General features: G+C 67.3%; 25 protein-coding genes. 13 read left to right on the top strand and 12 right to left on the bottom strand.

The genetic code is table 11. From position 1 onward, the window contains the following. Positions 1-26: 26 nt before the first annotated feature. Positions 27-653: a LysE family translocator gene (locus D2T30_RS16750; RefSeq protein WP_128209817.1), complete on the bottom strand. Its 627-nt coding sequence runs from the start codon at positions 651-653 to the stop codon at positions 27-29. Positions 654-684: 31 nt separating this feature from the next. Then, positions 685-1074: a RidA family protein gene (locus D2T30_RS16745; RefSeq protein ID WP_128209841.1), complete on the bottom strand. Its 390-nt coding sequence runs from the start codon at positions 1072-1074 to the stop codon at positions 685-687. A gap of 391 nt (positions 1075-1465) precedes the next feature. On the opposite strand from D2T30_RS16745, the gene D2T30_RS16740 reads away from it, so the two are divergent. From D2T30_RS16740 to D2T30_RS16695, 10 genes are read left to right on the top strand one after another with little or no spacing between them, the layout of a single operon-like run. Beyond that, a complete protein-coding gene (locus D2T30_RS16740; RefSeq protein WP_128209816.1) occupies positions 1466-2449 on the top strand; it encodes an ABC transporter substrate-binding protein in 984 nt (327 codons plus the stop codon). 7 nt (positions 2450-2456) lie between these two features. Then, entirely contained in the window at positions 2457-3242 is a 786-nt protein-coding gene (locus D2T30_RS16735) for an ABC transporter ATP-binding protein (RefSeq protein WP_241651316.1), read from the top strand. Continuing rightward, a complete protein-coding gene (locus tag D2T30_RS16730; protein WP_128185141.1) occupies positions 3239-4090 on the top strand; it encodes an ABC transporter permease in 852 nt (283 codons plus the stop codon). The genes D2T30_RS16735 and D2T30_RS16730 overlap by 4 nt, the downstream gene beginning before the upstream one ends. Beyond that, positions 4087-5352 carry a cytosine deaminase gene (locus tag D2T30_RS16725; RefSeq protein ID WP_128209815.1) on the top strand — a complete coding sequence of 422 codons (1266 nt, stop codon included), beginning with the start codon at positions 4087-4089 and terminating at the stop codon, positions 5350-5352. Before D2T30_RS16730 ends, D2T30_RS16725 begins: the two co-directional genes overlap by 4 nt. Then, the gene (locus D2T30_RS16720; protein WP_128209814.1) at positions 5349-6743 is read left to right on the top strand and encodes an FAD-binding oxidoreductase; all 1395 of its coding nucleotides are present in this window, start codon (positions 5349-5351) and stop codon (positions 6741-6743) included. The genes D2T30_RS16725 and D2T30_RS16720 overlap by 4 nt, the downstream gene beginning before the upstream one ends. A 10-nt stretch (positions 6744-6753) precedes the next feature. Then, complete coding sequence (locus D2T30_RS16715; protein ID WP_128209813.1) at positions 6754-7335, top strand: NAD(P)H-dependent oxidoreductase; 582 nt, start codon at positions 6754-6756, stop codon at positions 7333-7335. Continuing rightward, the gene (locus D2T30_RS16710; protein WP_128209812.1) at positions 7335-7961 is read left to right on the top strand and encodes an NAD(P)H-dependent oxidoreductase; all 627 of its coding nucleotides are present in this window, start codon (positions 7335-7337) and stop codon (positions 7959-7961) included. The genes D2T30_RS16715 and D2T30_RS16710 overlap by 1 nt, the downstream gene beginning before the upstream one ends. After that, positions 7958-8767, top strand: a complete 810-nt coding sequence (locus tag D2T30_RS16705; RefSeq protein ID WP_128209811.1) for a creatininase family protein — start codon at positions 7958-7960, stop codon at positions 8765-8767. Before D2T30_RS16710 ends, D2T30_RS16705 begins: the two co-directional genes overlap by 4 nt. A 42-nt stretch (positions 8768-8809) precedes the next feature. Continuing rightward, positions 8810-9154, top strand: coding sequence for an STAS domain-containing protein (locus D2T30_RS16700; RefSeq protein WP_128209810.1), 345 nt, complete (start codon positions 8810-8812; stop codon positions 9152-9154). Beyond that, entirely contained in the window at positions 9144-9707 is a 564-nt protein-coding gene (locus D2T30_RS16695; protein ID WP_164884329.1) for an ATP-binding protein, read from the top strand. The genes D2T30_RS16700 and D2T30_RS16695 overlap by 11 nt, the downstream gene beginning before the upstream one ends. 6 nt (positions 9708-9713) lie before the next feature. Here D2T30_RS16695 and hspQ read toward each other — a convergent pair whose 3' ends face one another. Further along, the gene (gene hspQ, locus D2T30_RS16690) at positions 9714-10040 is read right to left on the bottom strand and encodes a heat shock protein HspQ (protein ID WP_128185125.1); all 327 of its coding nucleotides are present in this window, start codon (positions 10038-10040) and stop codon (positions 9714-9716) included. A 186-nt stretch (positions 10041-10226) separates the two neighbouring features. Here hspQ and D2T30_RS16685 point away from each other — a divergent pair, with 186 nt between their 5' ends. After that, positions 10227-10805: a transglycosylase SLT domain-containing protein gene (locus D2T30_RS16685; protein WP_128209808.1), complete on the top strand. Its 579-nt coding sequence runs from the start codon at positions 10227-10229 to the stop codon at positions 10803-10805. A 1-nt stretch (position 10806) separates the two neighbouring features. Here the strand turns inward: D2T30_RS16685 and D2T30_RS16680 are convergent, their stop codons facing one another. From D2T30_RS16680 to D2T30_RS16665, 4 genes are all read right to left on the bottom strand, one after another. Beyond that, positions 10807-11403, bottom strand: coding sequence for a LolA family protein (locus D2T30_RS16680; RefSeq protein ID WP_128209807.1), 597 nt, complete (start codon positions 11401-11403; stop codon positions 10807-10809). A gap of 82 nt (positions 11404-11485) precedes the next feature. Then, the gene (locus D2T30_RS16675; protein ID WP_128209806.1) at positions 11486-14611 is read right to left on the bottom strand and encodes a DNA translocase FtsK; all 3126 of its coding nucleotides are present in this window, start codon (positions 14609-14611) and stop codon (positions 11486-11488) included. Between the two features lie 12 nt (positions 14612-14623). Beyond that, the gene (locus D2T30_RS16670; protein WP_128209805.1) at positions 14624-15802 is read right to left on the bottom strand and encodes an aminotransferase class I/II-fold pyridoxal phosphate-dependent enzyme; all 1179 of its coding nucleotides are present in this window, start codon (positions 15800-15802) and stop codon (positions 14624-14626) included. 129 nt (positions 15803-15931) lie between these two features. Continuing rightward, entirely contained in the window at positions 15932-17248 is a 1317-nt protein-coding gene (locus D2T30_RS16665) for an amidase (RefSeq protein ID WP_128209804.1), read from the bottom strand. Between the two features lie 96 nt (positions 17249-17344). Between D2T30_RS16665 and D2T30_RS16660 the strand changes: the two genes are divergently transcribed. After that, positions 17345-18571, top strand: coding sequence for a UbiH/UbiF/VisC/COQ6 family ubiquinone biosynthesis hydroxylase (locus D2T30_RS16660; RefSeq protein WP_128209803.1), 1227 nt, complete (start codon positions 17345-17347; stop codon positions 18569-18571). A 245-nt stretch (positions 18572-18816) separates the two neighbouring features. Here the strand turns inward: D2T30_RS16660 and D2T30_RS16655 are convergent, their stop codons facing one another. From D2T30_RS16655 to D2T30_RS16640, 4 genes are all read right to left on the bottom strand, one after another. Further along, positions 18817-19014 (bottom strand): Trm112 family protein, encoded by a 198-nt coding sequence (locus D2T30_RS16655; RefSeq protein ID WP_128185111.1) that lies wholly within the window; start codon positions 19012-19014, stop codon positions 18817-18819. Next, a complete protein-coding gene (locus tag D2T30_RS16650) occupies positions 19011-19649 on the bottom strand; it encodes an LON peptidase substrate-binding domain-containing protein (protein ID WP_128209839.1) in 639 nt (212 codons plus the stop codon). Before D2T30_RS16650 ends, D2T30_RS16655 begins: the two co-directional genes overlap by 4 nt. 26 nt (positions 19650-19675) lie before the next feature. Continuing rightward, a complete protein-coding gene (locus D2T30_RS16645) occupies positions 19676-20578 on the bottom strand; it encodes a thioredoxin family protein (RefSeq protein WP_128209838.1) in 903 nt (300 codons plus the stop codon). 63 nt (positions 20579-20641) lie between these two features. Next, positions 20642-21430 (bottom strand): exodeoxyribonuclease III, encoded by a 789-nt coding sequence (locus tag D2T30_RS16640; protein WP_128209802.1) that lies wholly within the window; start codon positions 21428-21430, stop codon positions 20642-20644. Between the two features lie 154 nt (positions 21431-21584). Here D2T30_RS16640 and D2T30_RS23395 point away from each other — a divergent pair, with 154 nt between their 5' ends. Further along, entirely contained in the window at positions 21585-21986 is a 402-nt protein-coding gene (locus D2T30_RS23395) for a hypothetical protein (protein ID WP_128209801.1), read from the top strand. Between the two features lie 81 nt (positions 21987-22067). Here the strand turns inward: D2T30_RS23395 and D2T30_RS16630 are convergent, their stop codons facing one another. Continuing rightward, the gene (locus D2T30_RS16630) at positions 22068-23504 is read right to left on the bottom strand and encodes an aldehyde dehydrogenase family protein (protein WP_128209800.1); all 1437 of its coding nucleotides are present in this window, start codon (positions 23502-23504) and stop codon (positions 22068-22070) included. Positions 23505-23758: the final 254 nt, after the last annotated feature.

Raw genomic sequence — 23758 nt, 5'->3', positions numbered from 1 at the left:
CCGCCGGGATGGGGGTGATCGGCGGGCTAGTCAAGCACCAGCTTCGCCGCCAGCCCGCCGAACATCACCGCCGCGACACGGTTGAGAACGCCCATCCGCCCCGCCAGCCGCGCGCCCAGCCAGCCCGCCGTCACGCCGTAACCCATCGTCACCAGCGTCCCGGTGCAAAAGACGATCCCGCCCAGAATCAGCATCTGCTGCCAGATCGGGCCGATCGCCGGATCGGTGAACTGCGGCAGATAGGCCAGCATGAACAGCATCACCTTGGGATTCAGCAGGTTGGTCAGCGTGCCGCGCCGGAACGCCTCGCGCGGGGTCAGCGCCGCGCCCGCCGCCGCGGTATCGGGCCGTCCCGCCTGCCAGCTGCGCCAGGCGATATACAGCAGATAGGCCGCGCCGAACCAGCGCACCACATCCAGCGCGCCGGGATGCGCCGCCACCAGCGCCCCCAGCCCAAAGGCCGTCGCGCAGGTGTGAAAGATCCCGCCGATGCCGACACCCAGCCCCGCCGCGGCACCGGCCTTCGGTCCGCCCTGAATGCCCGAGGCTGTGGCGAACAGCACATCCGCCCCCGGCGTGAAGTTCAGCACCAAGGCGCCCAGCAGAAACGCCACCAGCGTCGCCGGCGGAAAGGCCATGAGGGTATCGAGCATTCTTGCCTCCTGAGTCGGCGCCAGCTCTAGCCTAGGGCGCGGCCGCCGTCACCTCGACTTCGACCAGAAACTCCGGCCGGGTGAAGCCCGACACGATCACGAGGGTCGAGGCCGGCAGCCTCTCCACCCCCGCCAGCCATTCATCCCGCGCCGCCATGTAGCCGGCGAAATGGCTGCGGTCGGTGACGAAGGCGTTGATCCGGATCACATCCCGGGGTCCCATCCCGGCCTCGGCCAGAATCGCCGCGCAATTGGCAAAGCACAGCCGCGCCTGCCCCCGGACCGAAATCGGCGCCACGTCATCCACCCCCAGCCCGAGCTGCCCCGAGGTCATCACCATCCGCCAGCCCGCCGGCACCTCGACCCCATGCGCATAGCGTCCGAAGGGCGGCCGGATCGCCGCTGGCTCAAGCATGCGCATCATGATCCTCCTGTCCATTCGCCCGCCCGGCCGTCAAAAGCATTTCAAAACCACCCGAAGCTCCCTCCTGCCTTCATTCTTCCACAAATATCCCGGGGGTGAGCGCGGCACGCGCGAGGGGGCTGGCCCCCTGCCTCCCTCTCCGCACGCGCCGCGCTCCCGATTGCTCGTCCGCACGGTGCCGCCCGCACCGGGATTTGCCCAATGCCTTGCCCGCAAACCCGCGGCGACGGGTGGTTTTCTCACCATATGCCCAACCTTCAGGCAAATCCCGCGGAAATCTGCCCGTTCGATCGGCCTTCCATGCTTTGCGGGGGACGCCGCCTCCGCGCCCCGATCCGCGCCGCGCGGCTGGTCTTAGGCTTGTCACAGAATCATCCCGGAGATCCCGATGCGCAGAACCGCCCTTTCCCTCGTCCTGATCGCCTCGGCAGGCGCCGCCTCCGCCAATACGGCGGTGACCTTCGGGACCAACTGGCTGGCGCAGGCGGAACACGGCGGCTTCTATCAGGCGGTCGCCGACGGCACCTATGCGGCCTGCGGGCTCGACGTGACGATCCAGCCGGGCGGGCCGCAGGTGAACAACCGTGCGCTGATGCTGGCGGGGCGGATCGACTTCAACATGGGCGGCAACCTGCTCGAGGAATTCTCGGCGGTGCAGGAAGGCATCCCGGTCGTCGCCGTCATGGCCACCTTCCAGAAAGAGCCGCAGGTGATCCTGTCCCATCCGGGCAAGGCGCAAAGCTTCGAGGATCTGAAGAAGCTCAAGCTGTTCATCGGCGACGCGGGCTATGCGAGCTTCTACCAGTGGATGATGAAGGCCTATGGCTTCACCGAGGCGCAGCGCGCCGTCTACACCTTCAACCCCGCACCCTTCATCGCCGATCCGGACTCGGGGATGCAGGGCTACCTGTCCTCGGAACCGCTGATGGTGGAAAAGGAGGGCGGCTTCAAACCCGATGTCTGGCTGCTGGCCGATGCGGGCTATTCGACCTATTCCACGCTGGTCGAGACGATGGCCGACACGATCGCGACGAAGCCCGAGGTGGTGAAATGCTTTGTCGATGGCTCGATCATCGGCTGGTATAATTTCCTTTACGGCGACAACACCGCCGCGACGGCGATGATCAAGACCGACAATCCCGACATGACCGACGAACAGATCGCCTTCGGCATCGCCGAGATGAAGGACAAGGGCATCGTCGATTCCGGCGAGGCGCTGGAAAAGGGCATCGGCGTGATGAACGACGCCCATGTGAAGGATTTCTTCGACAAGATGGTCGAGGCCGGCGTCGTCCCCGCCGATCTGGACTATGGCAAGGCCTATACGCTCGACTTCATCGGGCAGGGCGTGGGGATGGATCTGAAGAAATAGGTCCGTCATGGTGGTGACCTGGCGCAAACCGAAACCCGTGGGACAGCGCCCGCCCCTGATGCGGATGGACGGCGTGGACAAGGTCTTTCCCGGCGGCATCCGCGCGCTGCACGACATGACCCTGCAGGTGAACGAGGGGGATTTCGTCTCCCTCCTCGGGCCGTCGGGCTGCGGCAAGTCCACGGCGCTGCGGCTGATCGCGGGGCTGATGCAGCCGACGCGGGGGGAAATCCGCTGGGAAGGCACGGCCGAGATCGGCGTGGTGTTTCAGGAACCCACCCTGATGCCCTGGGCCACGGTCGAGGAGAACGTCTACCTGCCCTTCCGCCTGAAGCACCGCCGCTTCGTGCAGGTGGCCGAGGACATCCGGCTGGCCCTGCGGCTCGTCGGGCTCGAAGGGTTCGCCCGCGCCTATCCGCGCGAACTCTCGGGCGGGATGAAGATGCGGGTGTCGATCGCGCGGGCGATGGTGACGCGGCCGAAACTGATCCTGATGGACGAACCCTTCGCCGCGCTCGATGAAATCACCCGCCACAAGCTGAACAAGGACCTGCTGGAGTTGAAGGAGAAGATTTCCTCGACGGTGATCTTCGTCACCCATTCGGTGTTCGAATCGGTCTTCCTGTCGGACCGGATCGTGGTGATGGCCGCGCGTCCGGGCCGGGTGTTTCGGGAACTGGCCGTCCCCGCCCCCTATCCGCGCGGCGAGGAATTCCGCACCTCCGCCGATTATGCCGCGCTGTGCCGCACCGCATCGGATACATTGCATCACGCGATGGGAGAGTCCGCATGACCGTGACCGATACCACCGAGCCGCTGATCGACGCGGGCGAACAGGCGCGCCTCACCGCCCGGCGGCGCGAGCGGGTGCTGCGCTGGCTCCTGCCCATGCTGACGGTGATCGCAGCGCTGGTGCTGTGGGACCGGATCGTGGTGTGGAACGCCATTCCACATTACATCCTGCCCGGGCCGGGGCTGGTGGCGCGGACGCTGGTGCAGGATGCGCCGATCCTGTTCCCGGCGCTTCTGGTTACGTTGCAGATCACGCTGATGGCGCTTGCCGTCGCGGTGATCGGCGGGGTCGGGCTCGCCGTGCTCTTCAGCCTCAGCCGCTGGACCGAGATGTGCTTCTACCCCTTCGCGGTGATCCTGCAGGTCACGCCCGTCGTCGCCATCGCGCCGCTGATCTTCATCTATGTGGAAAACCGGCTGGTGGGGCTGCTGCTCTGCGCATGGATCGTCGCCTTCTTCCCGATCCTGTCGAACACCTCGCTTGGCCTGCGCTCGACCGATCCGAACCTGCGCGACCTTTACACGATCTACGGCGCCAGCCGCTGGCAAAGGCTGCGCTACCTGCAACTGCCCACCGCGCTGCCCTATTTCCTTGGCGGGCTGCGCATCGCGGGCGGGCTGAGCCTGATCGGCGCGGTCGTCGCGGAATATGTGGCGGGCACCGGCGGGATCGGATCCGGCCTCGCCTTCCGCATCCTCGAGGCGGGCTACCGGCTCAACATTCCCCGGATGTTCGCGGCGCTCGCGCTGATCGCGCTGACCGGGATCGTCATCTTCGCCGCGCTCAGCCTGATCAGCCATCTGGCCCTGCGCAAATGGCACGAAAGCGCCGTCAGGAGGACGGAATGAGCGATTTCCTGACCCTGCCCCCCGGTCCGCTGCGGCTGGTGAACCTGCAAACGCCCGCCTGCCTGATCGGGCGGCCGGGCGATCTGATGCCCGTCAGGATCTGCATCGAGAACGGCCGCATCGTCCCCGATGTCGCCAGCCCGCCGATCGACATGAAGGGCGCGATGGTCTTTCCGGCCTTCATCGACATGCACACCCATCTGGACAAGGGCCATATCTGGCCCCGCGCGCCCAACCCGGACGGCACCTTCGACGCGGCGCTGGCCACGGTGGAGGCCGACCGCCGCAGGCACTGGACCGCCGAAGACGTCCGTGCCCGGATGGATTTCGCCCTGCGCTGCGCATGGGCGCATGGCACGCGGGCGATCCGCACGCATCTGGATGCGCTGGCACCGCAGGACGACATCTCCTTCCCCGTCTTCACCGAGATGCGCGCCGAATGGGCCGGGCGGATCGAGATGCAGGCCGTCTGCCTCGTCCCCGTCGACATCATCGAGGAAGGCGGCCCCTTTGCCCGCACCGCCACCATCACCGCACGGGCGGGCGGCGTGCTGGGCTGCGTCACCTTCCCCATCCCGGATCTGCGCCGGCGGCTGCGGGTGTTCCTCGACCATGCGCGGCGGCGCGGGCTGCCGGTGGACCTGCATGTCGATGAAACGGGCGATCCTTCGGTCGCGACGCTGCGGGTGATCGCGGAAACCGTGCTGGAAACCGGCTTCGACGCGCCGGTGACGGTGGGGCATTGCTGTTCCCTCGCCACCCAGCCGGAGGCCGAGGCGCTGCGCACGCTCGACCTCGTGGCGCGGGCGCGGCTGAACGTCGTGTCGCTGCCGATGTGCAACATGTATCTGCAAGACCGGACCGCGCATCGCACCCCGCGCTGGCGGGGCGTGACGCTGGTGCATGAAATGGCGGCGCGGGGGATCAACGTCTCTTTCGCCTCGGACAACACCCGCGATCCGTTCTACGCCTATGGCGACCTCGACATGATCGAGGTAATGCGCGAGGCGACCCGGATCGCCCATCTGGACCACGCGGGCACGGACTGGCCCGCCGCCTTCACCCTGAACCCCGCCCGCGCCTGCGGCTTTGCCGCGCCCGGCCTTGCCCCCGGCGCGCCCGCCGATCTGGTCATCACCCGCGCCCGAAGCTGGAGCGAGCTTTTCGCCCGCCCGCAATCCGACCGGATCGTGATCCGCAAGGGTGCGCAGATCGACCGCAGCCTGCCCGACTATGCCGAACTCGACGGATTGATCCCATGAACCTCGACGCGGCAAAGGCCGCCCTCGCGCATCTGGAGCTTGACGACAACCCCGCCTCGGTCCGCGCGAAAAGCCGCGATTTCTTCTGGTATTCGCCGGTGCTCAAGGCCCGGCTGGATCATGTCGTGGCGGATTTCGTCGTCTCGCCCCGAAACGAGGCCGAGGTGATCGAGGTCCTGCGCATCTGCCATGCCCATGACGTGCCCGTCACCCTGCGCGGCGCGGGCACCGGCAATTACGGGCAGGCGATGCCGCTGGCGGGCGGCTGCGTGATGCACATGAAGAACATGGCCGGGGTGAAGGAAATCCATCCGGGCCGGGTGATCTGCGAACCCGGCATCGTGATCCGCGACCTTGACGCGATCACCCGCGCGCAATCGGGGCAGGAGCTGCGCATGACCCCTTCGACGGCGGCCACCGCCTCGATCGGCGGGTTCGTCGCGGGCGGCTCGGGGGGCGTCGGCTCGGTCCGCTGGGGGGCGTTGCGCGACCTCGGCAACCTGATCCGGCTGCGCGTCGTGTCGATGGAGGCGGACCCCCGGATCCACGACTTCACCGGGGAGGAGCTGCACCGCGTTTCCCACGCCTATGGCACCAACGGCGTCATCACGGAGATCGAGCTGCCCCTCGCCCCCGCCTACGACTGGATCAGCACCTTCGTCGCCTTTCCGGATTTCCCCACGGCGGCGGAGTTCGGCGCGCGGCTCGCCGATGAGGACGGCATCCTCGTCAAGCTCATCACCATATGCGAGGCGCCGACCGCCAGCCGCTATTTCCAGCGCTTTCGCGGCCATGTCGGCGAAGGCGACCATGTGGTGCTGGTGATGGTCGCGCCGCATGCCATGCCGGCCTTCGGCACGTTCCTGACCCGCTGGCCCACGGGGCGGATGATCTACCGCTCGGACGCGCCCGACTGGCCGCGCGACCCCGGCGTCGCCTATGAATACGGCTGGAACCACACCACCCTGCGCGCGATCAAGGTCGATCCCGCGATCACCTATCTGCAGGTGCGCTACCACGGGCCGGATTTCCTCAGCACGATCGAACGTATCCGCGCGCGCTTCGGCCCCGAGCTGATCCAGCATCTGGAGGCGATGCGCGAAAACGGCCGCACGATCTATGCCGGGCTGACCCTCGTGCGCTTCACCACCGAGGAACGGCTGGACGAGATCATCCGCATCCACGAGGACCTCGGCGCGATGATCTTCAACCCCCACCGCTACACGCTGGAGGAAGGCGGGCGGCAGTCCACCGATGCGCGGCAACTGGCCTTCAAGCGCGAGGCCGACCCCAAGGGGCTGCTGAACCCCGGCAAGATGATCGCCTGGGATACGCCCGACTGGGATTACCGCACGATCTACAGCTATGCCGGGCTGAGGCCCGCGCCATGAGGCCCACACCATGACCCGCGTGTTGATCCTCTATGCCCATCCCTGCGACGACAGCTTTGCCGCCGCGCTGCATGGGCTGGTGTGCGCCACGCTGGCCGCGCGGGGCTGGCAGGTGGACGACTGCGACCTTTACGCCGAAAGGTTCGACCCGGTGATGACGGCCACCGAGCGGCGCGCCTATCACGACATCGGCGCCAATCTGCGCCCCGTGGCGGATTACGTGCAACGGCTGCGCAATGCCGACGCGCTGATCATCATCGCGCCGGTGTGGAACTACGGGTTTCCGGCGATCCTCAAGGGGTTCTTCGACCGGGTGTTCCTGCCCGGCGTGTCGTTTCGCATGATGGGCGGCCAGACATGGCCGGCGCTGACGCATATCTCGCGCCTGTGCGCGGTCACCACCTATGGCGGCTCGCGGCTGCGGGCGGTCTGGGCGGGCGATCCGCCACGCAAGCTCGTCACCCGGGTGCTGCGCCGCACGACCTCTCCGGCGCGGATGCGCTATCTGGCGCTCTATGACATGAACCGCGCCAGCCCCGCGCGGCGGGAGGCCTTTCTCGACAAGGTCCGCAAGGAAATGGAGATGATCTGATGCGCGCCCTGATCGTCTATTGCCACCCCGATCCCGGCAGCTTCACCGCCGCGGTGCGCGATGTCGTGCGGGACAGGCTGCGTGCCGCCGGGGCGGAGGTGCAGCTCCTTGACCTTTACGCCCGCGATTTCCGCCCGGTGCTGAGCCGGGACGAATGGCAGGGCTATCTGGACTGTCCGGGCAATGCCGGCCCGGTGGCCGATGACGTGGCGGCGCTGCGTTGGTGCGACACGCTGATCTTCGTCTATCCGACATGGTGGTATGGCCTGCCCGCGATGCTCAAGGGCTGGCTCGACCGGGTGCTTTTGCCCGACGTGGCCTTTCTGATGCCGGATGCCGGGAATGCCACGATCCGGCCGGGGCTGCACCATGTCACGCGGCTTGGCGTCTTCACCACGGGCGGGGCCTCGCGGTGGCTGACGCTGTTCGTCGGCGCGCCGGGCAAGCGCACGCTGCTGCGCGGTGTGGGGGCGCTGTGCGCGCCGGGGCGGCGCACGGCCTTCGCCATGCACTACCTGATGGACAGCTCCACCGCCGCAAGCCGCGCCCGCCACCTGCGCCGCGTCGCGCAGCGGATGGACCGGCTGATCGGCCCCTTGCCCCATGCTAAGGAGATCCGGATATGACCCGTTTCGACTGGACGCAGTATCGCGCGCCGGAGTTTCGCGGGCTCGACCCGGAACGGGTGATCGCCATCCTGCCCACGGCGGCGGTGGAACAGCACGGGCCCCACCTGCCCGTCGGCACCGACACGACGATCATGGAAGGCATGCTGGCCGAACTGCGCCGCCAGCTAGCGGCCCTGCCCGACGCGCCCGAGGTGCGCATCCTGCCGGTGCAGGCGGTGGGCAAGTCGAACGAGCATCTCTGGGCACAGGGCACGCTGACGCTGTCGGCGGAAAACGCGCTGCGGGTCTGGACGGAGATCGGCCTGTCGGTCGCCCGCGCCGGGCTGCGCAAGATCGTTCTGGTCAACAGCCACGGCGGCAATCTGGACCTGATCTCGATCCTGTCGCGGGAATTGCGGGTGCGCGCGGGGATGTTCGCGGTGAAGTGCCAGTGGACCGGCTTCGGCACGCCCGAGGGGATGTATCCCGCGCGCGAGCAGGCCTTCGGCATCCACGGCGGTGACATGGAGACCTCGCTGATGCTGCATTTCGCGCCGGAAACGGTGGATATGGCGCAGGCGCGGGATTTCGGTTCCAGCGCCGAACGGGGCGGCATTCCCCCGATCGGGCCGGTGTCCTACGGCTGGATCGCCTCCGACCTGAACCCGGCGGGGCCGGTCGGCAATGCCGCCGCCGCCAGCGCGGAGAAGGGCCGCGCCACCTGCGCCCATCAGGTGGCGGGGTTCATCGCCCTGCTGCGGCAGGTGGCGGCGCAGCCGCTGGACGGTTTCGCCCCCGCCGGGGCGCCGGATACGGATTGGTAAGATTCTGCCGATAGGCTTCGGGGGCAGCCGCGCGGAGGGCCCATGAATCTTTACGCCGAGATCATCAACGACGCCCTCGTCATTCATCTGGCGGAAGACCGGCTGGATGCCGCCGGCGCCATCCGCTTCAAGGACCGGATGCGCGAACTGACCGAACAACCCGCGCCGCATGTGGTGCTGGACCTGTCGCAGGTGACCTTTCTGGACAGCTCCGGCCTTGGCGCGCTGGTGTCGGTGATGAAGGAGCTGGGGCCCCGCCGCAGGCTGGAACTGGCCGGGCTGCGCCCGCATGTGGAAAAGGTCCTGCACCTGACCCGGATGAATACCGTCATCAGGATCCACCCCGATGTCGATCATGCGGTGGGGAGGTTGCGGGATGTGGGTTGAACAGCACTCCTCCTCCCGCAGCTTCGACGATCGCCGCCACGGCGAAGGCCAGACAGGTCCCGGCGGCCTGACCCCGGCCCGGGACGGCGCAGCGCAAGGCCCTCCCGAAGACGTCGCCCCGCCGGAACCCGCCCGGCATATCCACCTGCACAGCTTCCGCGCCAATCCCTTTGCCGTGCGCGACGCGCTATACGCGGCCCGGGCCACGACCGAACGGCTCCTGCTCATTGACGACGCATGGGCACTGGAACTGGTCCTGGCCGAGATCATGAACAACATCGTCGAACACGGCTATGGCGAGGGGGATGAGGGCACGATCTTCCTTACCCTGACATTGCAGGGCAACGACCTCGTCTGCACCGTCGGCGATTTCGGGCCAGAGCTGCCGACCGCCTGCCTGAACGGCGAACGGCCGCCGCCCGATCCGGGCGATCTGCCGGATGGCGGCTTCGGCTGGTTTCTGATCCGGGATCTGGCGCAGGACCTGCATTACGACCGGGAAGAGGGCCGCAACCGACTCACCCTGCGCTTTCCGCTGGCGAATCCCGCCTGACGCCCGTCAGTTCAACTGGAACTGCAACGGATAGCGTCCGTCCGAGAAATCGCCGAACAGCTCGATCAGGTCGGGATGCTCGACCGGCTCGCCGGAATCGTCGGCCTCCAGATTCTGCTCGGACACATAGGCGACGTAGAAATTGTCGTCATTCTCGGCCAGCAGGTGGTAAAAGGGCTGGTTCCGGGCGGGACGGCTTTCCTCGGGGATCGCCTCATACCATTCCTCGGTATTGGCGAAGCTCGGATCGACGTCGAAAACCACCCCCCGGAAGGGATGCTTCCGGTGCCGGACAATCTGCCCCAGATGGTATTTGGCGCTCGTGGTCAGCATGTTTGGCCTCCGCGCCGGTCCCTAGCGCCTGCGATCCCGTCCGTCCAGCTTTTCCCGAATGGAAGAGCGCGGAAATCGCGCATATGTGTCCGTTCCGCCGCGCAGTCAAATCATGTCTTTGTCATTTCCCCCCCTGCCGAATTCACGTAAAATATAACAAAACAAAGCCATGCAGGCAGAGCAGCAATGAACAAATTCCTGAAACTGGCCATCTTGCTGATGGTCGCCTCCTGCGGGGGAGGAGGATCGCAGGCGCCCCGGAATCTGGACAACGCCTGCCTTCTAGCCCGTGAAAAGCCTCAATATTTCGCCGCGATGAAGCGGACGGAGGCGCGTTGGGGCGTGCCCGTCCATGTGCAGATGGCGACCTTCCATCAGGAATCGAAGTTCATCGGCAATGCCAAGACGCCGCACCGCTACGCGCTCGGCATCATTCCGCTTGGCCGGCAGAGTTCCGCGCTTGGCTACAGTCAGGCGATCGATTCAACCTGGAAGGATTACCAGCAGGCGACCGGCAAGCGCAGCGCGCGGCGGACCAAATTTCAGGACGCGGCCGATTTCATGGGCTGGTACATGGACGGCACGACCCGGTCGCTTGGCATTTCCAAGCAGGACGCGCGCAACCAGTATCTGGCCTATCACGAGGGCCGCTCCGGCTTTGCCAACGGCTCGCACAATTCCAAGGGCTGGCTTCTGTCCACCGCGACCCGGGTGCAGCAGCGCGCCAACATGTATCAGACGCAGCTGGCGGGCTGCCGCCGCTAAGTCACTTCCGCGCGGTGATCTCGGATTCGATGCTGAACAGCCGCGGGCCAAGCGTCACGCCATTCTGCAGCCCGTTCAGCATCACCACCGTCTTGGCGCCGGAATCGTCGCTGATGATCCAGCGTTCCAGCCGCGTCGGATTGGCCGCGAAGACAAGGCTGATCGTGCCGTATTCCGGGTGCTGGGGGTCCTGCGCGACGACCGTGGTGGTCTTGCCGTCGGTGGTGTGACCCACCACCATCCTTGCCTGCGACAGGTTGACCGTGGGCGCAAGGATCACGCTCAGCGGCGTGCGCGACAGCGGATATTGCGTGGCCGGCTGGTTCGACTTCGGATCGAAAACCGCCACCTGTCCGGCCGAGGCCATCACCAGCGTCTTGTCCTTGTCGTATTCGAACCGCACCCGCCCCGGCCGCTTGATATAGACCGTGCCGGTCGCGGTCGTGCCATCCGCATTCACCTGGGTGAAGCCCGACTTCGCGCTGTCGATGCTGTTCAGATAGCGCGAAAGCTCGTTCAGCGGTATGGCCTGCGCGAAGGCGGGCACCGCGAGACAAAGGGCGAAGACGGGCGCAAGGGCGAAGCGAAGCATTCTCATGGCGCAAAGATAGCGCAAGTGCCGGAAAGCAAAAGCCCCGCCGGTTCAACTCGGGCGGGGCTTTCATCACTTTCGCGCGGCCTTACTGTTCGGGCACGAGGATCTCGCGTTTGCCGACATGGTTGGCGGCACTGACGACGCCTTCGTCCTCCATCTGCTCGACCAGGCGGGCGGCCTTGTTGTAGCCGATGCCCAGCTTGCGCTGGATGTAGGAGGTGGAGCATTTGCGATCCTTGATGACGATCGCCACCGCCTGATCGTAAAGCGCGTCCTCGCCATCCGTGTTGCCGCCAAGGCCCAGCACCGCGTCGATGTCGCTTGCGGCTTCCTCGTCCGGCCCCTCGACCACGCCCGACATGTATTCCGGCGGGCCGAAGCTCTTCAGATGGTTGACGATTTCCTCGACCTCCTCGTCGCTGACGAAGGGGCCGTGGATACGGGTGATGCGCGAGCCGGTGCCCATGTAGAGCATGTCGCCCATGCCCAGAAGCTGCTCGGCCCCCTGCTCGCCCAGAATGGTGCGGCTGTCGATCTTGGATGTCACCTGGAAGGAGATCCGGGTGGGGAAGTTCGCCTTGATCGTGCCGGTGATGACATCGACCGAGGGCCGCTGCGTCGCCATGATCAGGTGGATTCCGCTCGCCCGCGCCATCTGTGCCAGACGCTGGATGCAGGCCTCGATCTCTTTCCCCGCGACCATCATCAGGTCGGCCATCTCGTCGACGATGACGACGATATAGGGGAAGGGCTGCGGCTGGAATTCCTCGGTCTCGAACACCGGCTCGCCGGTTTCCTCGTCGAAGCCGGTCTGGACGGTGCGCTTGAACATCTCGTTCTTGGCCATCGCCTCGCGGACGCGGCCGTTGTAGCCCTCGATGTTGCGCACGCCCATCTTGGACATGCGGCGGTAGCGTTCCTCCATCTCGCCGACGACCCATTTCAGCGCGACGACCGCCTTTTTCGGATCGGTGACGACGGGCGACAGCAGATGCGGGATGCCGTCATAGACCGACAGTTCCAGCATCTTTGGGTCGATCATGATCAGCCGGCATTCCTCGGGCGACAGCTTGTACAGCAGCGACAGGATCATCGTGTTGATCGCCACCGACTTGCCCGAGCCCGTCGTCCCGGCGATCAGCAGGTGGGGCATCTTGGCGAGGTTGGCGATCACCGGCTCGCCGCCGATATCCTTGCCGAGCGCAAGCGGCAGCCGCATGTTGCTGTCGCCGAAATCGCGCGCGGACAGGATTTCCCGCAGCACGACCTTTTCCCGATGCGCGTTCGGCAGTTCGATCCCGATCACCGAGCGGCCCGGCACCGTGGACACACGCGCCGACAGCGCCGACATCGACCGCGCGATATCGTCCGCCAGACCGATCACCCGGCTGGCCTTCAGCCCCGGCGCGGGTTCGAGTTCGTACATCGTCACCACCGGCCCGGGCCGGACCGAGACGATTTCCCCCTTCACGCCGTAATCGTCGAGCACCGATTCCAGCATCCGGGCGTTCTCCTCCAACGCTTCGTCCGAAAGCTGATGGCGCTGGATCGTCGCCGGATTGGTCAGCAGGCTCAGCGGCGGGGTTTCGTAGTCCGGATGTTTCGGCGCCTCGAAGGCGAGCTTCGGCTGCGCCTCGGCCACCGCCTGTTTCGAGGGCGCCGGCGCCTTTTTCGGCGGCGCGACGACGCGGCGTTCCGGCGCGGGCGGGATCACCCGACGGTCAAGCTGGATCCCCGGCGCGCGGCCGCCCGTGCCCGCAAGCGCCGAGGGCAGCGGCGGGATCTCGTCGCCGTCGTCATCCTCGTCCAGCGCGGCAAAGGCGTTGCGGTCGAAATCGTCTTCCTCGACCCATTCGGGCGCGGCGCGGCGGGCGGGGACGGGCGGAATCTCCGGCTCCCCTTCCCACGCCTCGACCGCATCGACGGGTTCTTCCGGTTCATGCCATTCCGGCGTGGCCTCGACCACAGGGGCCATGCCGGGCATGTAGCGCGGGCGCGCCTGCAAAGGCGGCTCGGCCCGGCGCAGCGGCGGGGCGGGTTGCGCCACCTTGCGCGCCCCACCCGCCAGCCGTTTCGCCACCGCGGCAAGGACCGAGGCCGGCGTGCTGACCACGGGCGCAGGCTCGGCCACCGGCATCTCGGCGCGGCGCGGCGCGGCCAAAGGCGCGGGCTCCGGTTCGGCATGGATCATCGGCGCCTCGGCGCGGGTCTGCACGGCGCGGGCGATGCGGGCGCGGATACGGTCTTCGGGCACCGTTTCCTCGACCACCGGCTGATGCCAGCGGTCATCGGTGTCGATCAGTTGCGCCGTTTCCGCGGGCGGGTCCATCGGATCCACCGCGCGGCGGATGCGCGACATGAGCGAGCCCTTCGCCGGCGCGGGCGCATAGTCATCATATTGATATTGCGGATCGTTTCCCTGGTCATAGGAATCGGCCCAGTTCGCCTGCGCGGTCTGGTTCGCCTCCCATTCCGCCAGTTCGCGGGCGCGCTGCGCGGCCTCTTCGCGCCGCTGGCGGATCCGTTCCGCCGCCGCCTGCGCCGCCACGACCGAGGCCTGCGCCCCGCGTCCCAGCATCATCATCACCCCGGCATAGGCCGCCGCCGTGCCCAGCATCAGGAACCGGGCGATGGCGCGCAGTTCGGCCCGCTCGAAGCCCAGCACGAACAGGCCCATGGCCACCGTCGCCACCGCCAGAATCACCGACATCAGCTTCAGCCCGATCGAGCCTGACACCGGCGACATGCCCAAAAGCGACCCGGCCACCATGTCGCCGAAATGCCCGCCAAGGCCGAAGGCCTGCCCCCAGTCGTCATTCGGCACCAGCAGCGCGGCATAGACCGAGGCCAGCGCGATCCCGATCGGGAAAAAGATGACGCGCGAGGACAGCCGTTCCTCCCCCCGGTGCAGGATCAGCCGCACGCCCCAGACGATCAGCCCCACCGGCAAGAGCCACGCGCCCCGCCCGATGATGACGAACAGCGGCGAGGCGATGCCCGCCCCGATCCGGCCCAGCCAGTTGTGCACCGGCTGGTCGGAAACGGCCATCCAGCTCGGATCCTCGGGCGAATAGCTTCCCAGCAGCATCAGCGCCAGAACCCCGATGACGACCAGCGCCGCCCCGAGCAATTCCTTGAACCGCCGTTCCAGCGCCGCTTGCGTGTTCTGGTCCAGAAGCGGATCGCGTTGCCGTGCCTGATAAGAAGCCATGCCCAACCGTCCTTACGTATACAGGCAGTCGCGGAGCCGGATCAGCCCGCGCTGCGTTTCTTCTCTTGGGGCGACGAGAGCCACCCGGATATAGCCTTTCCCGGGGTTTTGCCCGTTCACCTCCTGCGCCAGATAGGCGCCGGGCAGGACCCGCACACCCGTCTCGCGCCACAGCTTCAGCGCCGCCTGTTCGCCGTCCTCGACCGGCAGCCACAGGAAGAAGCCGCCATCGGGCAGCTTGAAGCTGTTGACGCCCGCGAAGATCCGCGCGGCGTCGGCGTATTTTTCCGCATAGAGCGCGCGGTTGGCAACCACATGGCTCTCATCCGCCCAGACCCGTTCCGACACCCGTTGCAACGGCAGCGGCACCGCCGCGCCCGCATAGGCGCGCAGCTGCCGGATGCGGGCGATGGCATCCGTCCCCGAGGCCACGAACCCCGACCGCAGCCCCGGCAGGTTGGAACGCTTGGACAGGGAATGGAATGCCACGACCCGTTCGGGATCAATCCCCTCGGCCGCCGCGACCTCGAGCGCGCCGGGCGGCGGATCGCCAAGATACAGCTCGCAGTAGCATTCATCGGCAAAGACGCGGAAATCGTATTTCTCGGCCAGATGCAGCAGCCGCGCCAGATAGTCGCGCGAGGCGACGGACCCCTGCGGATTGGCGGGCGAACAGATATAGGCGATGACCGTGCGTTCCAAAATCTCGGGCGGCAGGGCGGCGTAATCGGGCAGGAACCCTGTTTCGCCGGTCGCGGGAACATAGACCGTCTCGGCCCGCACCTCGCGCGCGGCGACCGCATAGACCGGGAAGAACGGATTGGGCACCAGAACGACGGGCTTCTTGCCGTTCTTGGTTTCCGGCGCCAGCGCGACGGCGGCGTTGAACAACCCCTCCTTCGTGCCGTTCAGCACCATCAGCCGATCCGGCCCGACATCGACGCCATAACGCCGCCCGATCCAGCCCGAAATCGCGTCCAGCAATTCCGGCGTGCCATTCGCGGGCGGATATTTCCCGAATCCCGCGATGTTTTCCGCCAGCACCCCGGCCACGAAATCCGGCATCGGATGACGCGGTTCGCCAAGGGTGAACTGCACCACCTCGCCGCCCGGGGGCGTCGAATCAAGCAGCCTCCGCAGGCGCGGAAACGCATATTCGGGCAGGTTCGAGAACCGCTCGGGAGTATTCATCTGTGCCTCATGGTCGGAGTCGTCGCGCCCCGTTTGGCCCGAAGTTACCCAAGCCGCGCGCCCGCGTCCAGAAAAAGGAAGCGGCCGCCAAGGGTTGACGGCCGCAGTTGTGACATTTGCGCCGGAGAATCAGGCAAGCGCCGCCTCGGCCGCCTGCCCAAGGCGCAAGAGCCGTTCCTCGGTGAAAGGCGCGGCCATCAGGGAAATGCCGCACATCGGCTCGCCCGTCGGCAGGGTCAGCACGCACAGGCCGAACAGGTTGCCGATCCGGGTGTTGCGCAGCGCCAGCAGGTTCTCGGCCGAGAAGTAATCGGGATCGACCAACAGCCGGCGCGCATCGGGCGGCAGGATCGGCGCCGTCGGCACCAGCACCGCATCATAGCCCGCCACCGCCACCGCCCATTCGGCGCGGAGCGCGTCGAGCTTTGCCCAGCCCGCGACGTAATCCGCCGCCAGTACCGTCCGCCCGCCCCGGAATCGATCAAGGATCGGCTTCCACATCCGCTCGGGATGCGCCTCGATCACCGCTTTCCACAGCCCATAGGCCTCGGGCGCATACAGCAGCCCGGCCAGAGACATCGCCGGCGCCACCATCGGCAGGGCCTTGCGCTCGATCTTCGCGCCGGCCTGCGCCAGCCGCTCCACCGCCGCCTCGAAGGCCGTCACCGGCGCCTCGCGCGCATCGCCGAAGGGCACGCCCTCCAGCACCAGAAGCCGCGTTCCCGCCAGCGTCGCGTCGCGCAGATCGGGGGCCTTGCCGCCCTCGATCGCCGCCAGCAGCAGGGCGCAATCCTCGACCGTGCGGGCCAGCGGACCAACCGTGTCGAAGCGGGTGCAGAGCGGCACCACCCCCTTGGTCGACACCCGCCCATGCGTGGTCTTCAGCCCGACCAGATCGCTCCACGCCGCCGGCAGCCGCACCGACCCGCCGGTATCCGACCCCACCGCCGCCGCCGCGAGGCCAAGTTTGACCGATACCGCCGCGCCGGAACTCGACCCGCCCGGGGCCAGCCCCCCGGTCACCGCATTGCGCGGCGTCGCGGTCATCGGGTTCAGCCCGAGGCCGGAAAACGCCAGCTCCGTCATATGCGTCTTGCCCAGACAGACCGTGCCGTTCAGCGTCGCCTGCGCCAGAACCTCGGCGTCGCGCTCGGGCACCCGGCCCTGCAACAGGCGCGATCCGGCCTCGGTCGCCACGCCCGCCGTGTCGAACAGATCCTTCCAGCTGATCGGCACACCGTCGAGCGGCCCTCGCAGCAACCCGGCCCGCGCCCGGCCCCGCGCGGCCATCGCCTCGCCCCGCGCCCGCACGGGCGTCAGCCGGGCATAGATCTCGGGTTCCTGCGATGCGGCTTCCAGATAGGCCTCGGTGATGTCGACGGGATCGAGGTCACCCGCCGCGATCGCCCTCCCCTGCTGCGCCGCCGTCCAGAACCGTTCGAGCATCCGCCCCTCCTGTCGTTTTCCCGAAGCTAGCGCCGCCATGCACAGCGGACAATCCCGCGCATGGACAATCCCGCCCGACGCGCCATATTCAGCGCCATGAAACACGATTCAGACGTTCTCATCGCCGGTGGCGGGCTGAATGGCCCGGCGCTTGCGCTTGCGCTGGCGCAGGCGGGGCTGACGGTCACCGTGATCGACGCGGCCCCGCCGCGCGCACGGGCCGAACCCGCCTTCGACGGACGGGCCTATGCGCTGGCGCTCGCCTCGCAAAAGCTGCTGGCGGCGACGGGCGTCTGGCCCGCCATCGCCGACCGGACCCAGCCAATGATGGAGGTGAAGGCCTCGGACGGGCGCCCGGGCGAAGGCGCCGCGCCGCTGTTCCTGCATTTCGACAGCCGCGAGTTGGACCAGTCCCCCGTCGGCTACATGATCGAGGACCGCTTCCTTTATGCCGCCTTCCTCGACGCGATGGAGGCCGAACCGAACCTGACGCTGATCCGCGGCACCGCCGTCACCGCGCAACAGGTCGCGCCGGGCGGCGTCACCGTCACCCTGTCCGACGGGCGCACCCTGTCGGGCGCGCTGCTCGTCGGCGCGGACGGACGCCGCTCGGCCACCGCCGAACGGGCCGGCATCGCGCGCGAGGGCTGGGGCTACGGCCAGACCGCCCTTGTCGCCGCCATCGCGCATGAATTGCCGCATGAGGGCATCGCCCATCAGTTCTTCATGCCCACCGGCCCGCTGGCGATCCTGCCGCTGCCGGGGAACCGCTCCTCGATCGTCTGGAGCGAGACAGCGGAGAACGCCCGCATCGCCGCCGCCCTGTCGGACGAGGATTTCCTCGCCGTGCTGCGGCCGCGCTTCGGCGATTTCCTCGGCCGGATCAGCCTTGCCGGGCCGCGCTTCAGCTATCCGCTGGATCTGACGCTGGCGAAATCCTACGTCGCGCCGCGTGTCGCGCTGATCGGCGATGCGGCGCATGGGGTGCATCCGATCGCGGGACAGGGGCTGAACCTCGGCCTGCGCGACGTGGCGGCGCTGGCCGAAGTGCTGGTCGAGGCCCGGCGACGCGGCGAAGACATCGGCGCCATCGACGTGCTGGAACGCTACCAGAGCTGGCGGCGGTTCAACGGCACCACGCTCGCGCTTGGCATGGATACGGTCAACCGGCTGTTCTCGAACGACAACCCGGTCCTGAGGCCGGTCCGGGATCTGGGCATGGGGATCGTGCAGGCCATCGGCCCGCTGCGGCGCGGCTTCATGCGGCAGGCGGCGGGACTGTCCGGCCCGCTGCCGCGCCTGCTGCAAGGCCGCCGCCCCTAGCGCAGGCCTCACCTTCGCTTTGCCCTTCATTCTTCCCTAAATATCCCGGGGGTGAGGCGCTTGCGCCGAGGGGGCTGGCCCCCTGCGACGGCTCCGCCCGGAGGTCGGGTTACAGAACACAACCGCCGCGCCAATCGAGAGCGATAATGGGGGCCAGCCCCCTCTTTGCGCTAACGCGCAAATTCACCCCCGGGATATTTAGGGAAGAATGATGGGCAGAAACCCGCGCAGTTTCGTGACCGGGGCTAGTCGATCCTGCGGGCCTCGTCGGCGATCATGATCGGGATGCCGCCGCGGATCGGATAGGCGAGATGCGCGGATTTCGAGATCAGCTCCTGCGCCGCGGCGTCGTAATGCAAAGGCCCCTGCGTCAGCGGGCAGACGAGCGCCTCAAGCATGCGCGGATCGAAGGGGGGGCGGCTCGCCTCGCGCGGTTCGGTCATTGCCGGATGTCCCCCGGCCCGCCGCGCAGGCGGAATTCCAGCAATGTCACCAGCGTTTCGCGCCGCGTCACCAGATCCGGTGCCTCAAGCAATGCCTGCTTGTCCTCGGGGTCGAGCGGCAGCAGCATCGACAGCGAGTTGATCAGCAGTTCATCCTCGGCATCCTTGAGCGAGGCCCAGTCCGTATCCAGCCCCTGCGAATGGAAGAACCGCGCCAGCAGCCCCAGAAAGGCGTCGCGGTCAAAGCCCGGATCCTCTTCGGCGCGGCTCAGGTCGCGGGCGAAATCGTCCCAGCGGACGCGCCCGCGCCGGTAGGGGCAAAAGCCGTCCACCTCGCCCAGCAGGCGAAACCGCGACACGCCCGACAGGGTGATCATGTAGCGGCCGTCCTCGGTTTCCGAAAAGCCGGTCAGCCGCCCGGCACAGCCGATCCTGCTGAGCCCGTCGCTGCCGTCGCGTGCCTTGCACGGCTGGATCATGCCGATCAGCCGCCGTTCGGTCTTCAGGCAATCCTCGATCATCTGCAGGTAGCGCGGCTCAAAGATATGCAGCGGCAGCCGCCCCCGGGGCAGCAGGAGCGCCCCCGGCAGCGGAAACAGCGGGATCTGGTCGGGCAGGTCCATGGGCTTCATCATACGCATGATCTAGCCCGCTCCCGCGTTCAGACGAGGATCATCGAGGCCAGCCGACGCCGCCCCTTGGCCACGATCGGATCATTCGGCTTCAGCGCGTCGAAAATGGTGAAGAGCTGCGCCTTCGCCGCGCCGTCGTTCCATTCGCGGTCCCGACGGAACAGCTCGAGAAGCTGGTTCACCGCCTCCTCGACATTCCCGGCGGCGTGGAGCGCGGTGGCATAGTCGAAGCGGGCCTGATGATCGTCCGGATCGGCCTCGACCTTCGCGCGGAGCTGGTCCAGAGGCCCGGCTTTCGCCGCCTGCTTCGCAAGCTGGAGCTGGGCGCGCGCGGCCTCGACCGGGGCCGAAGTGGCGATCTTCGCCGGGGCGGCGGTCAGGATCTTTTCCGCCTGTTCCAGATTGTCCGCCGCGATATGGGCGCGGATCAGGCCGCCATAGGCCTCGGCATTCTCGGGTTCCTCGCCAAGGATCGCGGCGAAGGTTTCGGCGGCATCGGCCGCGGCGCCCTCGGTCAGCATTTCCTCGGCCGCGGTGATCGCATCCGCAAGGCCGCCGTCACCTGCCAGCGCCGCAAGCTTGTCGACGAAGGCCTTGATCTCGGACCCCGGCAGCGCGCCCTGAAAGGCATCGACCGGCTGGCCCTGCCAGAAGGCATAGACGGTGGGGATCGACTGGATCCGCAACTGCCCCGCGATCATCTGGTTTTCGTCGACATTGACCTTGGCCATGACGACCTTGCCCTTGGCGGCCTTGACCTCGGCCTCGAGCTGCGGCCCGAGCGTCTTGCACGGCCCGCACCATGGCGCCCAGAAATCGACGATCACCGGCACGGTCATGGATTTGTCCACGACCTCGGCCATGAAATTCGCTTCGTTCACATCCTTGATCAGGTCCGCCGCGGGGGCGGCCTGGGTATCGGTGCCGAACATCATCGGTATCTCCCGGAATTCCTTTGCCCCCTATATGCGACGGCAGGGGCGCTTCGCCAAGGGCTACAGATCGAAAGTCGCAAAGACCGGCGCGTGGTCCGACGGCTGTTCCCATCCCCGGGCCGCGCGCAGCACGCGCGATCCATGCGCGGCGTTGGAGATATCGGGCGTCGCCCAGACGTGATCGAGCCGGCGCCCCTTGTCCGCCGCATCCCAGTCGGGCGAGCGATAGGACCACCACGAATAAAGCCGCCCCTCCGGCACGTCCTGCCGGGTGACATCGACCCATTGCCCGGCCTCCTGCGTTTCGCCCAGTTGCGCGACCTCGACCGGCGTATGCGAGACGATCTTCAGCAGCGCCTTGTGGTTCCACACGTCATCCTCGCGCGGGGCGATGTTCAGATCGCCCACGAGGATCGCCTTCTCCGGCCGGCTTTCGTGGAATTCGTCGCGCATATGGGTGAGGAAATCGAGCTTCTGCCCGAATTTCACATTCACCTCGCGGTCCGGAATGTCGCCGCCCGCCGGAACGTAGAAGTTGTGGATCGTGACGCCGTTTTCCAGCCGCGCCGCCACATGCCGCGCATGGCCGAGGGCCGCGTAATCGCCCGCCCCCGCCTCACTGATCGGCAGCTTCGACAGGATCGCGACGCCATTGTAGCCCTTCTGCCCGCGCGCCACCATCCAGTTGTAGCCAAGCGCGCGGAAGCCCTCGACCGGGATCTTCTCGACCGGGCTCTTGCATTCCTGCAGGCACAGGATATCGGGCATTTCCTCGCGCATCAGGCGCTGCACGAGGCCCTCGCGCAGCCGGACCGAGTTGATGTTCCATGTGGCGAGGGTGAAGGCCATGGGATTCTCCTTGAAGGGCGGCGCGATACTGGCCCGGTCCGCCGCGAAGGGCAAGGCGGGGGTGATGCGCCGATCACCGATTTGTCATCGCCGGCGCCGCAGGAAAGCCGCATATCCGGCGTTGAAGGAATCTTCGTTCTCAAGGGGTGGGCAAATGGCCACTTTCAAGTTCAATCCGCGCCGCATCGGCAAGACCTCCTGCCTGCTGACGGCGGGCGCGCTGGTATCGGCGCTGGCGGGCTGCATGCCGCCGCCGAACGCGGGCTGCGGGCAATCGACGGTCGAGGGCGCCTTGCTCGGCACCGTCGCGGGCGCGGCGATCGGCGATACCTCGCGCCGGCGCGGCGGCGCGATCGACTCGGCTACCGGCGCGCTGATCGGCGGCACATCGGGCGCGGTCCTTGGCAGCACCGTCGACGGCGCAAGCTGCGGCGGCGGCTATGGCTACGGCGGGTCGACGCAGGTCGTCGTCCAGTCGGGCGGCGGCGGATACGGCCCGCCCCATGGCGGCCCGCATGGCCCGGGCGGCCCCGGTGGCCCGCGCGGGCGCTGGTAACCCCCGAAACGCGAAAGCCGCCCTTTGGGGCGGCTTTCCGTTCAGGCGTGATCCGCGAAGAGGGAACCTCCCCCGGTCCGGTTACTCGAACCAGCCGCCGATCGATTTCGAATCGCAGAATTCCTCGATTCCCCAGCGGCCGCCCTCGCGCGCCCGGCCCGAGGCCGAGACCCCGCCGAAGGGCGCGCCGGCGCCGCGGCTCTTACCGTTCGCCACCGCCATGCCGGAATGGAAGGCACGCAGCACCCGGTTCACCTGTTCGCCATTCTGCCCCTGCACGTAGTTCGTCAGGCCATAGGGCGTGTCGTTGGCGACGGTCAGCGCCTCTTCCTCGGTGTCGAAGGGCATGATCGACAGCACCGGGCCAAAGATCTCCTCGCGCATGATCGTCATGTCGGGGGTGCAGTCGGCAAAGATCGTCGGGCGCACGTAATAGCCCTTGTTCAGCCCCTCGGGCCGGCCAAGACCGCCCGCCAGAAGCGTCGCCCCCTCCTTGATGCCGGTTTCGATCAGGCCCTGGATCTTCTCGAACTGCGCCTGATTGATGACCGGGCCGATGTGATCGCCGCTTTCGCGCGGAGAGCCGACCTTCGTCGCCTCGGCCGTCGCCTTGGCGATGCTCAGCGCCTGATCGTAGACCGGGCGCTGGACCAGCATCCGGCTGGGCGCGTTGCACGACTGCCCGGCGTTCTCGAACATGTGGACGACACCGCGGCGCACCGCATCCTCGTCGGCATCGGCAAAGATGACATTCGCGCCCTTGCCCCCAAGCTCGAGGCAGACGCGCTTCAGCGTCTCGGCCGCATTTTTGGAAATCGCCCGCCCGGCGCGGGTCGAGCCGGTGAAGGAGATCATCTCGACATCCGGATGACCCGACAGCACCGTGCCGACCCCGGCCCCGTCGCCGTTCACGAGGTTGAACACCCCGGCCGGCACCCCGGCCTGCGCCACGAATTCGGCGAAGAGCAGCGACGACAGCGGCGCCTCCTCCGAAGGCTTCAGCACCATCGTGCAGCCCGCGATCAGCGCCGGGATGACCTTCAGCGTGACCTGGTTCATCGGCCAGTTCCACGGCGTGATCAGCCCGACGACGCCCACCGGCTCGTAGGAGATCATCGCCCCCGGCGTGCCGTCGCCCAGAGGATGCACCCACTGGAATTCCCGCGCCGCCTCGATGAAGTTCTGGATGTGCCAGCTGCCCGCACCGGCCTGCTCGGCCAGCGCGAAGTCGATCGGCGCGCCCATTTCAAGGCTGATCGCCTCGGCCATCTCATGCACGCGGGCTTGATAGATCGACAGGATCTTTTCGACATGGGCGATGCGTTCCCCGGGCGGCGTCGCGCGCCATGCGGGCAGCGCGGCCTTCGCGGCGGCGATCCCCGCCTCGGCATCCGCCGTTCCGCCAAGCGAGATCACCGCGCAGGGTTCCTCGGTCGAGGGGTCGATCACCGCGTAGTCCCGTCCGGCCTGCGGCGCGACCCATTCACCGTTGATGTAGAATTCGCGTTTTTCGATCATGCTGCGACCCTTCCTGTTCTTCGGCCCGTTCGGCCATCGGCGCGGACTCTATCATGGAAAACCCGCCCCGCCAGAGCCGTCACCGCCCCCTTCCGCAACGACGCGATTTTCCGCCAGAACCGAAAAAGAGAAGAATATCCTACGCGCGAAGACAGCGGCACATGTTTATCCCGATTTTCCATGCGGCAACCGCGGGGGGCTGAAATTCCGTTCCGCATCCCGTAGATTCCCCGCGAACAGAACGGACAAGGAGA

The organism is Paenirhodobacter populi (assembly GCF_004022215.1).
Classification (GTDB): domain Bacteria; phylum Pseudomonadota; class Alphaproteobacteria; order Rhodobacterales; family Rhodobacteraceae; genus Rhodobacter; species Rhodobacter populi.
This window is presented reverse-complemented; position numbering and strand designations above follow the sequence as displayed.

Coding starts and splice junctions, on each gene's coding strand:
- D2T30_RS16750 (WP_128209817.1), bottom strand. CDS start 653: ATGCTCGATACCCTCATGGCCTTTCCGCCGGCGACGCTGGTGGCGTTT.
- D2T30_RS16745 (WP_128209841.1), bottom strand. CDS start 1,074: ATGCGCATGCTTGAGCCAGCGGCGATCCGGCCGCCCTTCGGACGCTAT.
- D2T30_RS16740 (WP_128209816.1), top strand. CDS start 1,466: ATGCGCAGAACCGCCCTTTCCCTCGTCCTGATCGCCTCGGCAGGCGCC.
- D2T30_RS16735 (WP_241651316.1), top strand. CDS start 2,457: ATGGTGGTGACCTGGCGCAAACCGAAACCCGTGGGACAGCGCCCGCCC.
- D2T30_RS16730 (WP_128185141.1), top strand. CDS start 3,239: ATGACCGTGACCGATACCACCGAGCCGCTGATCGACGCGGGCGAACAG.
- D2T30_RS16725 (WP_128209815.1), top strand. CDS start 4,087: ATGAGCGATTTCCTGACCCTGCCCCCCGGTCCGCTGCGGCTGGTGAAC.
- D2T30_RS16720 (WP_128209814.1), top strand. CDS start 5,349: ATGAACCTCGACGCGGCAAAGGCCGCCCTCGCGCATCTGGAGCTTGAC.
- D2T30_RS16715 (WP_128209813.1), top strand. CDS start 6,754: ATGACCCGCGTGTTGATCCTCTATGCCCATCCCTGCGACGACAGCTTT.
- D2T30_RS16710 (WP_128209812.1), top strand. CDS start 7,335: ATGCGCGCCCTGATCGTCTATTGCCACCCCGATCCCGGCAGCTTCACC.
- D2T30_RS16705 (WP_128209811.1), top strand. CDS start 7,958: ATGACCCGTTTCGACTGGACGCAGTATCGCGCGCCGGAGTTTCGCGGG.
- D2T30_RS16700 (WP_128209810.1), top strand. CDS start 8,810: ATGAATCTTTACGCCGAGATCATCAACGACGCCCTCGTCATTCATCTG.
- D2T30_RS16695 (WP_164884329.1), top strand. CDS start 9,144: ATGTGGGTTGAACAGCACTCCTCCTCCCGCAGCTTCGACGATCGCCGC.
- hspQ (WP_128185125.1), bottom strand. CDS start 10,040: ATGCTGACCACGAGCGCCAAATACCATCTGGGGCAGATTGTCCGGCAC.
- D2T30_RS16685 (WP_128209808.1), top strand. CDS start 10,227: ATGAACAAATTCCTGAAACTGGCCATCTTGCTGATGGTCGCCTCCTGC.
- D2T30_RS16680 (WP_128209807.1), bottom strand. CDS start 11,403: ATGAGAATGCTTCGCTTCGCCCTTGCGCCCGTCTTCGCCCTTTGTCTC.
- D2T30_RS16675 (WP_128209806.1), bottom strand. CDS start 14,611: ATGGCTTCTTATCAGGCACGGCAACGCGATCCGCTTCTGGACCAGAAC.
- D2T30_RS16670 (WP_128209805.1), bottom strand. CDS start 15,802: ATGAATACTCCCGAGCGGTTCTCGAACCTGCCCGAATATGCGTTTCCG.
- D2T30_RS16665 (WP_128209804.1), bottom strand. CDS start 17,248: ATGCTCGAACGGTTCTGGACGGCGGCGCAGCAGGGGAGGGCGATCGCG.
- D2T30_RS16660 (WP_128209803.1), top strand. CDS start 17,345: ATGAAACACGATTCAGACGTTCTCATCGCCGGTGGCGGGCTGAATGGC.
- D2T30_RS16655 (WP_128185111.1), bottom strand. CDS start 19,014: ATGACCGAACCGCGCGAGGCGAGCCGCCCCCCCTTCGATCCGCGCATG.
- D2T30_RS16650 (WP_128209839.1), bottom strand. CDS start 19,649: ATGATGAAGCCCATGGACCTGCCCGACCAGATCCCGCTGTTTCCGCTG.
- D2T30_RS16645 (WP_128209838.1), bottom strand. CDS start 20,578: ATGTTCGGCACCGATACCCAGGCCGCCCCCGCGGCGGACCTGATCAAG.
- D2T30_RS16640 (WP_128209802.1), bottom strand. CDS start 21,430: ATGGCCTTCACCCTCGCCACATGGAACATCAACTCGGTCCGGCTGCGC.
- D2T30_RS23395 (WP_128209801.1), top strand. CDS start 21,585: ATGGCCACTTTCAAGTTCAATCCGCGCCGCATCGGCAAGACCTCCTGC.
- D2T30_RS16630 (WP_128209800.1), bottom strand. CDS start 23,504: ATGATCGAAAAACGCGAATTCTACATCAACGGTGAATGGGTCGCGCCG.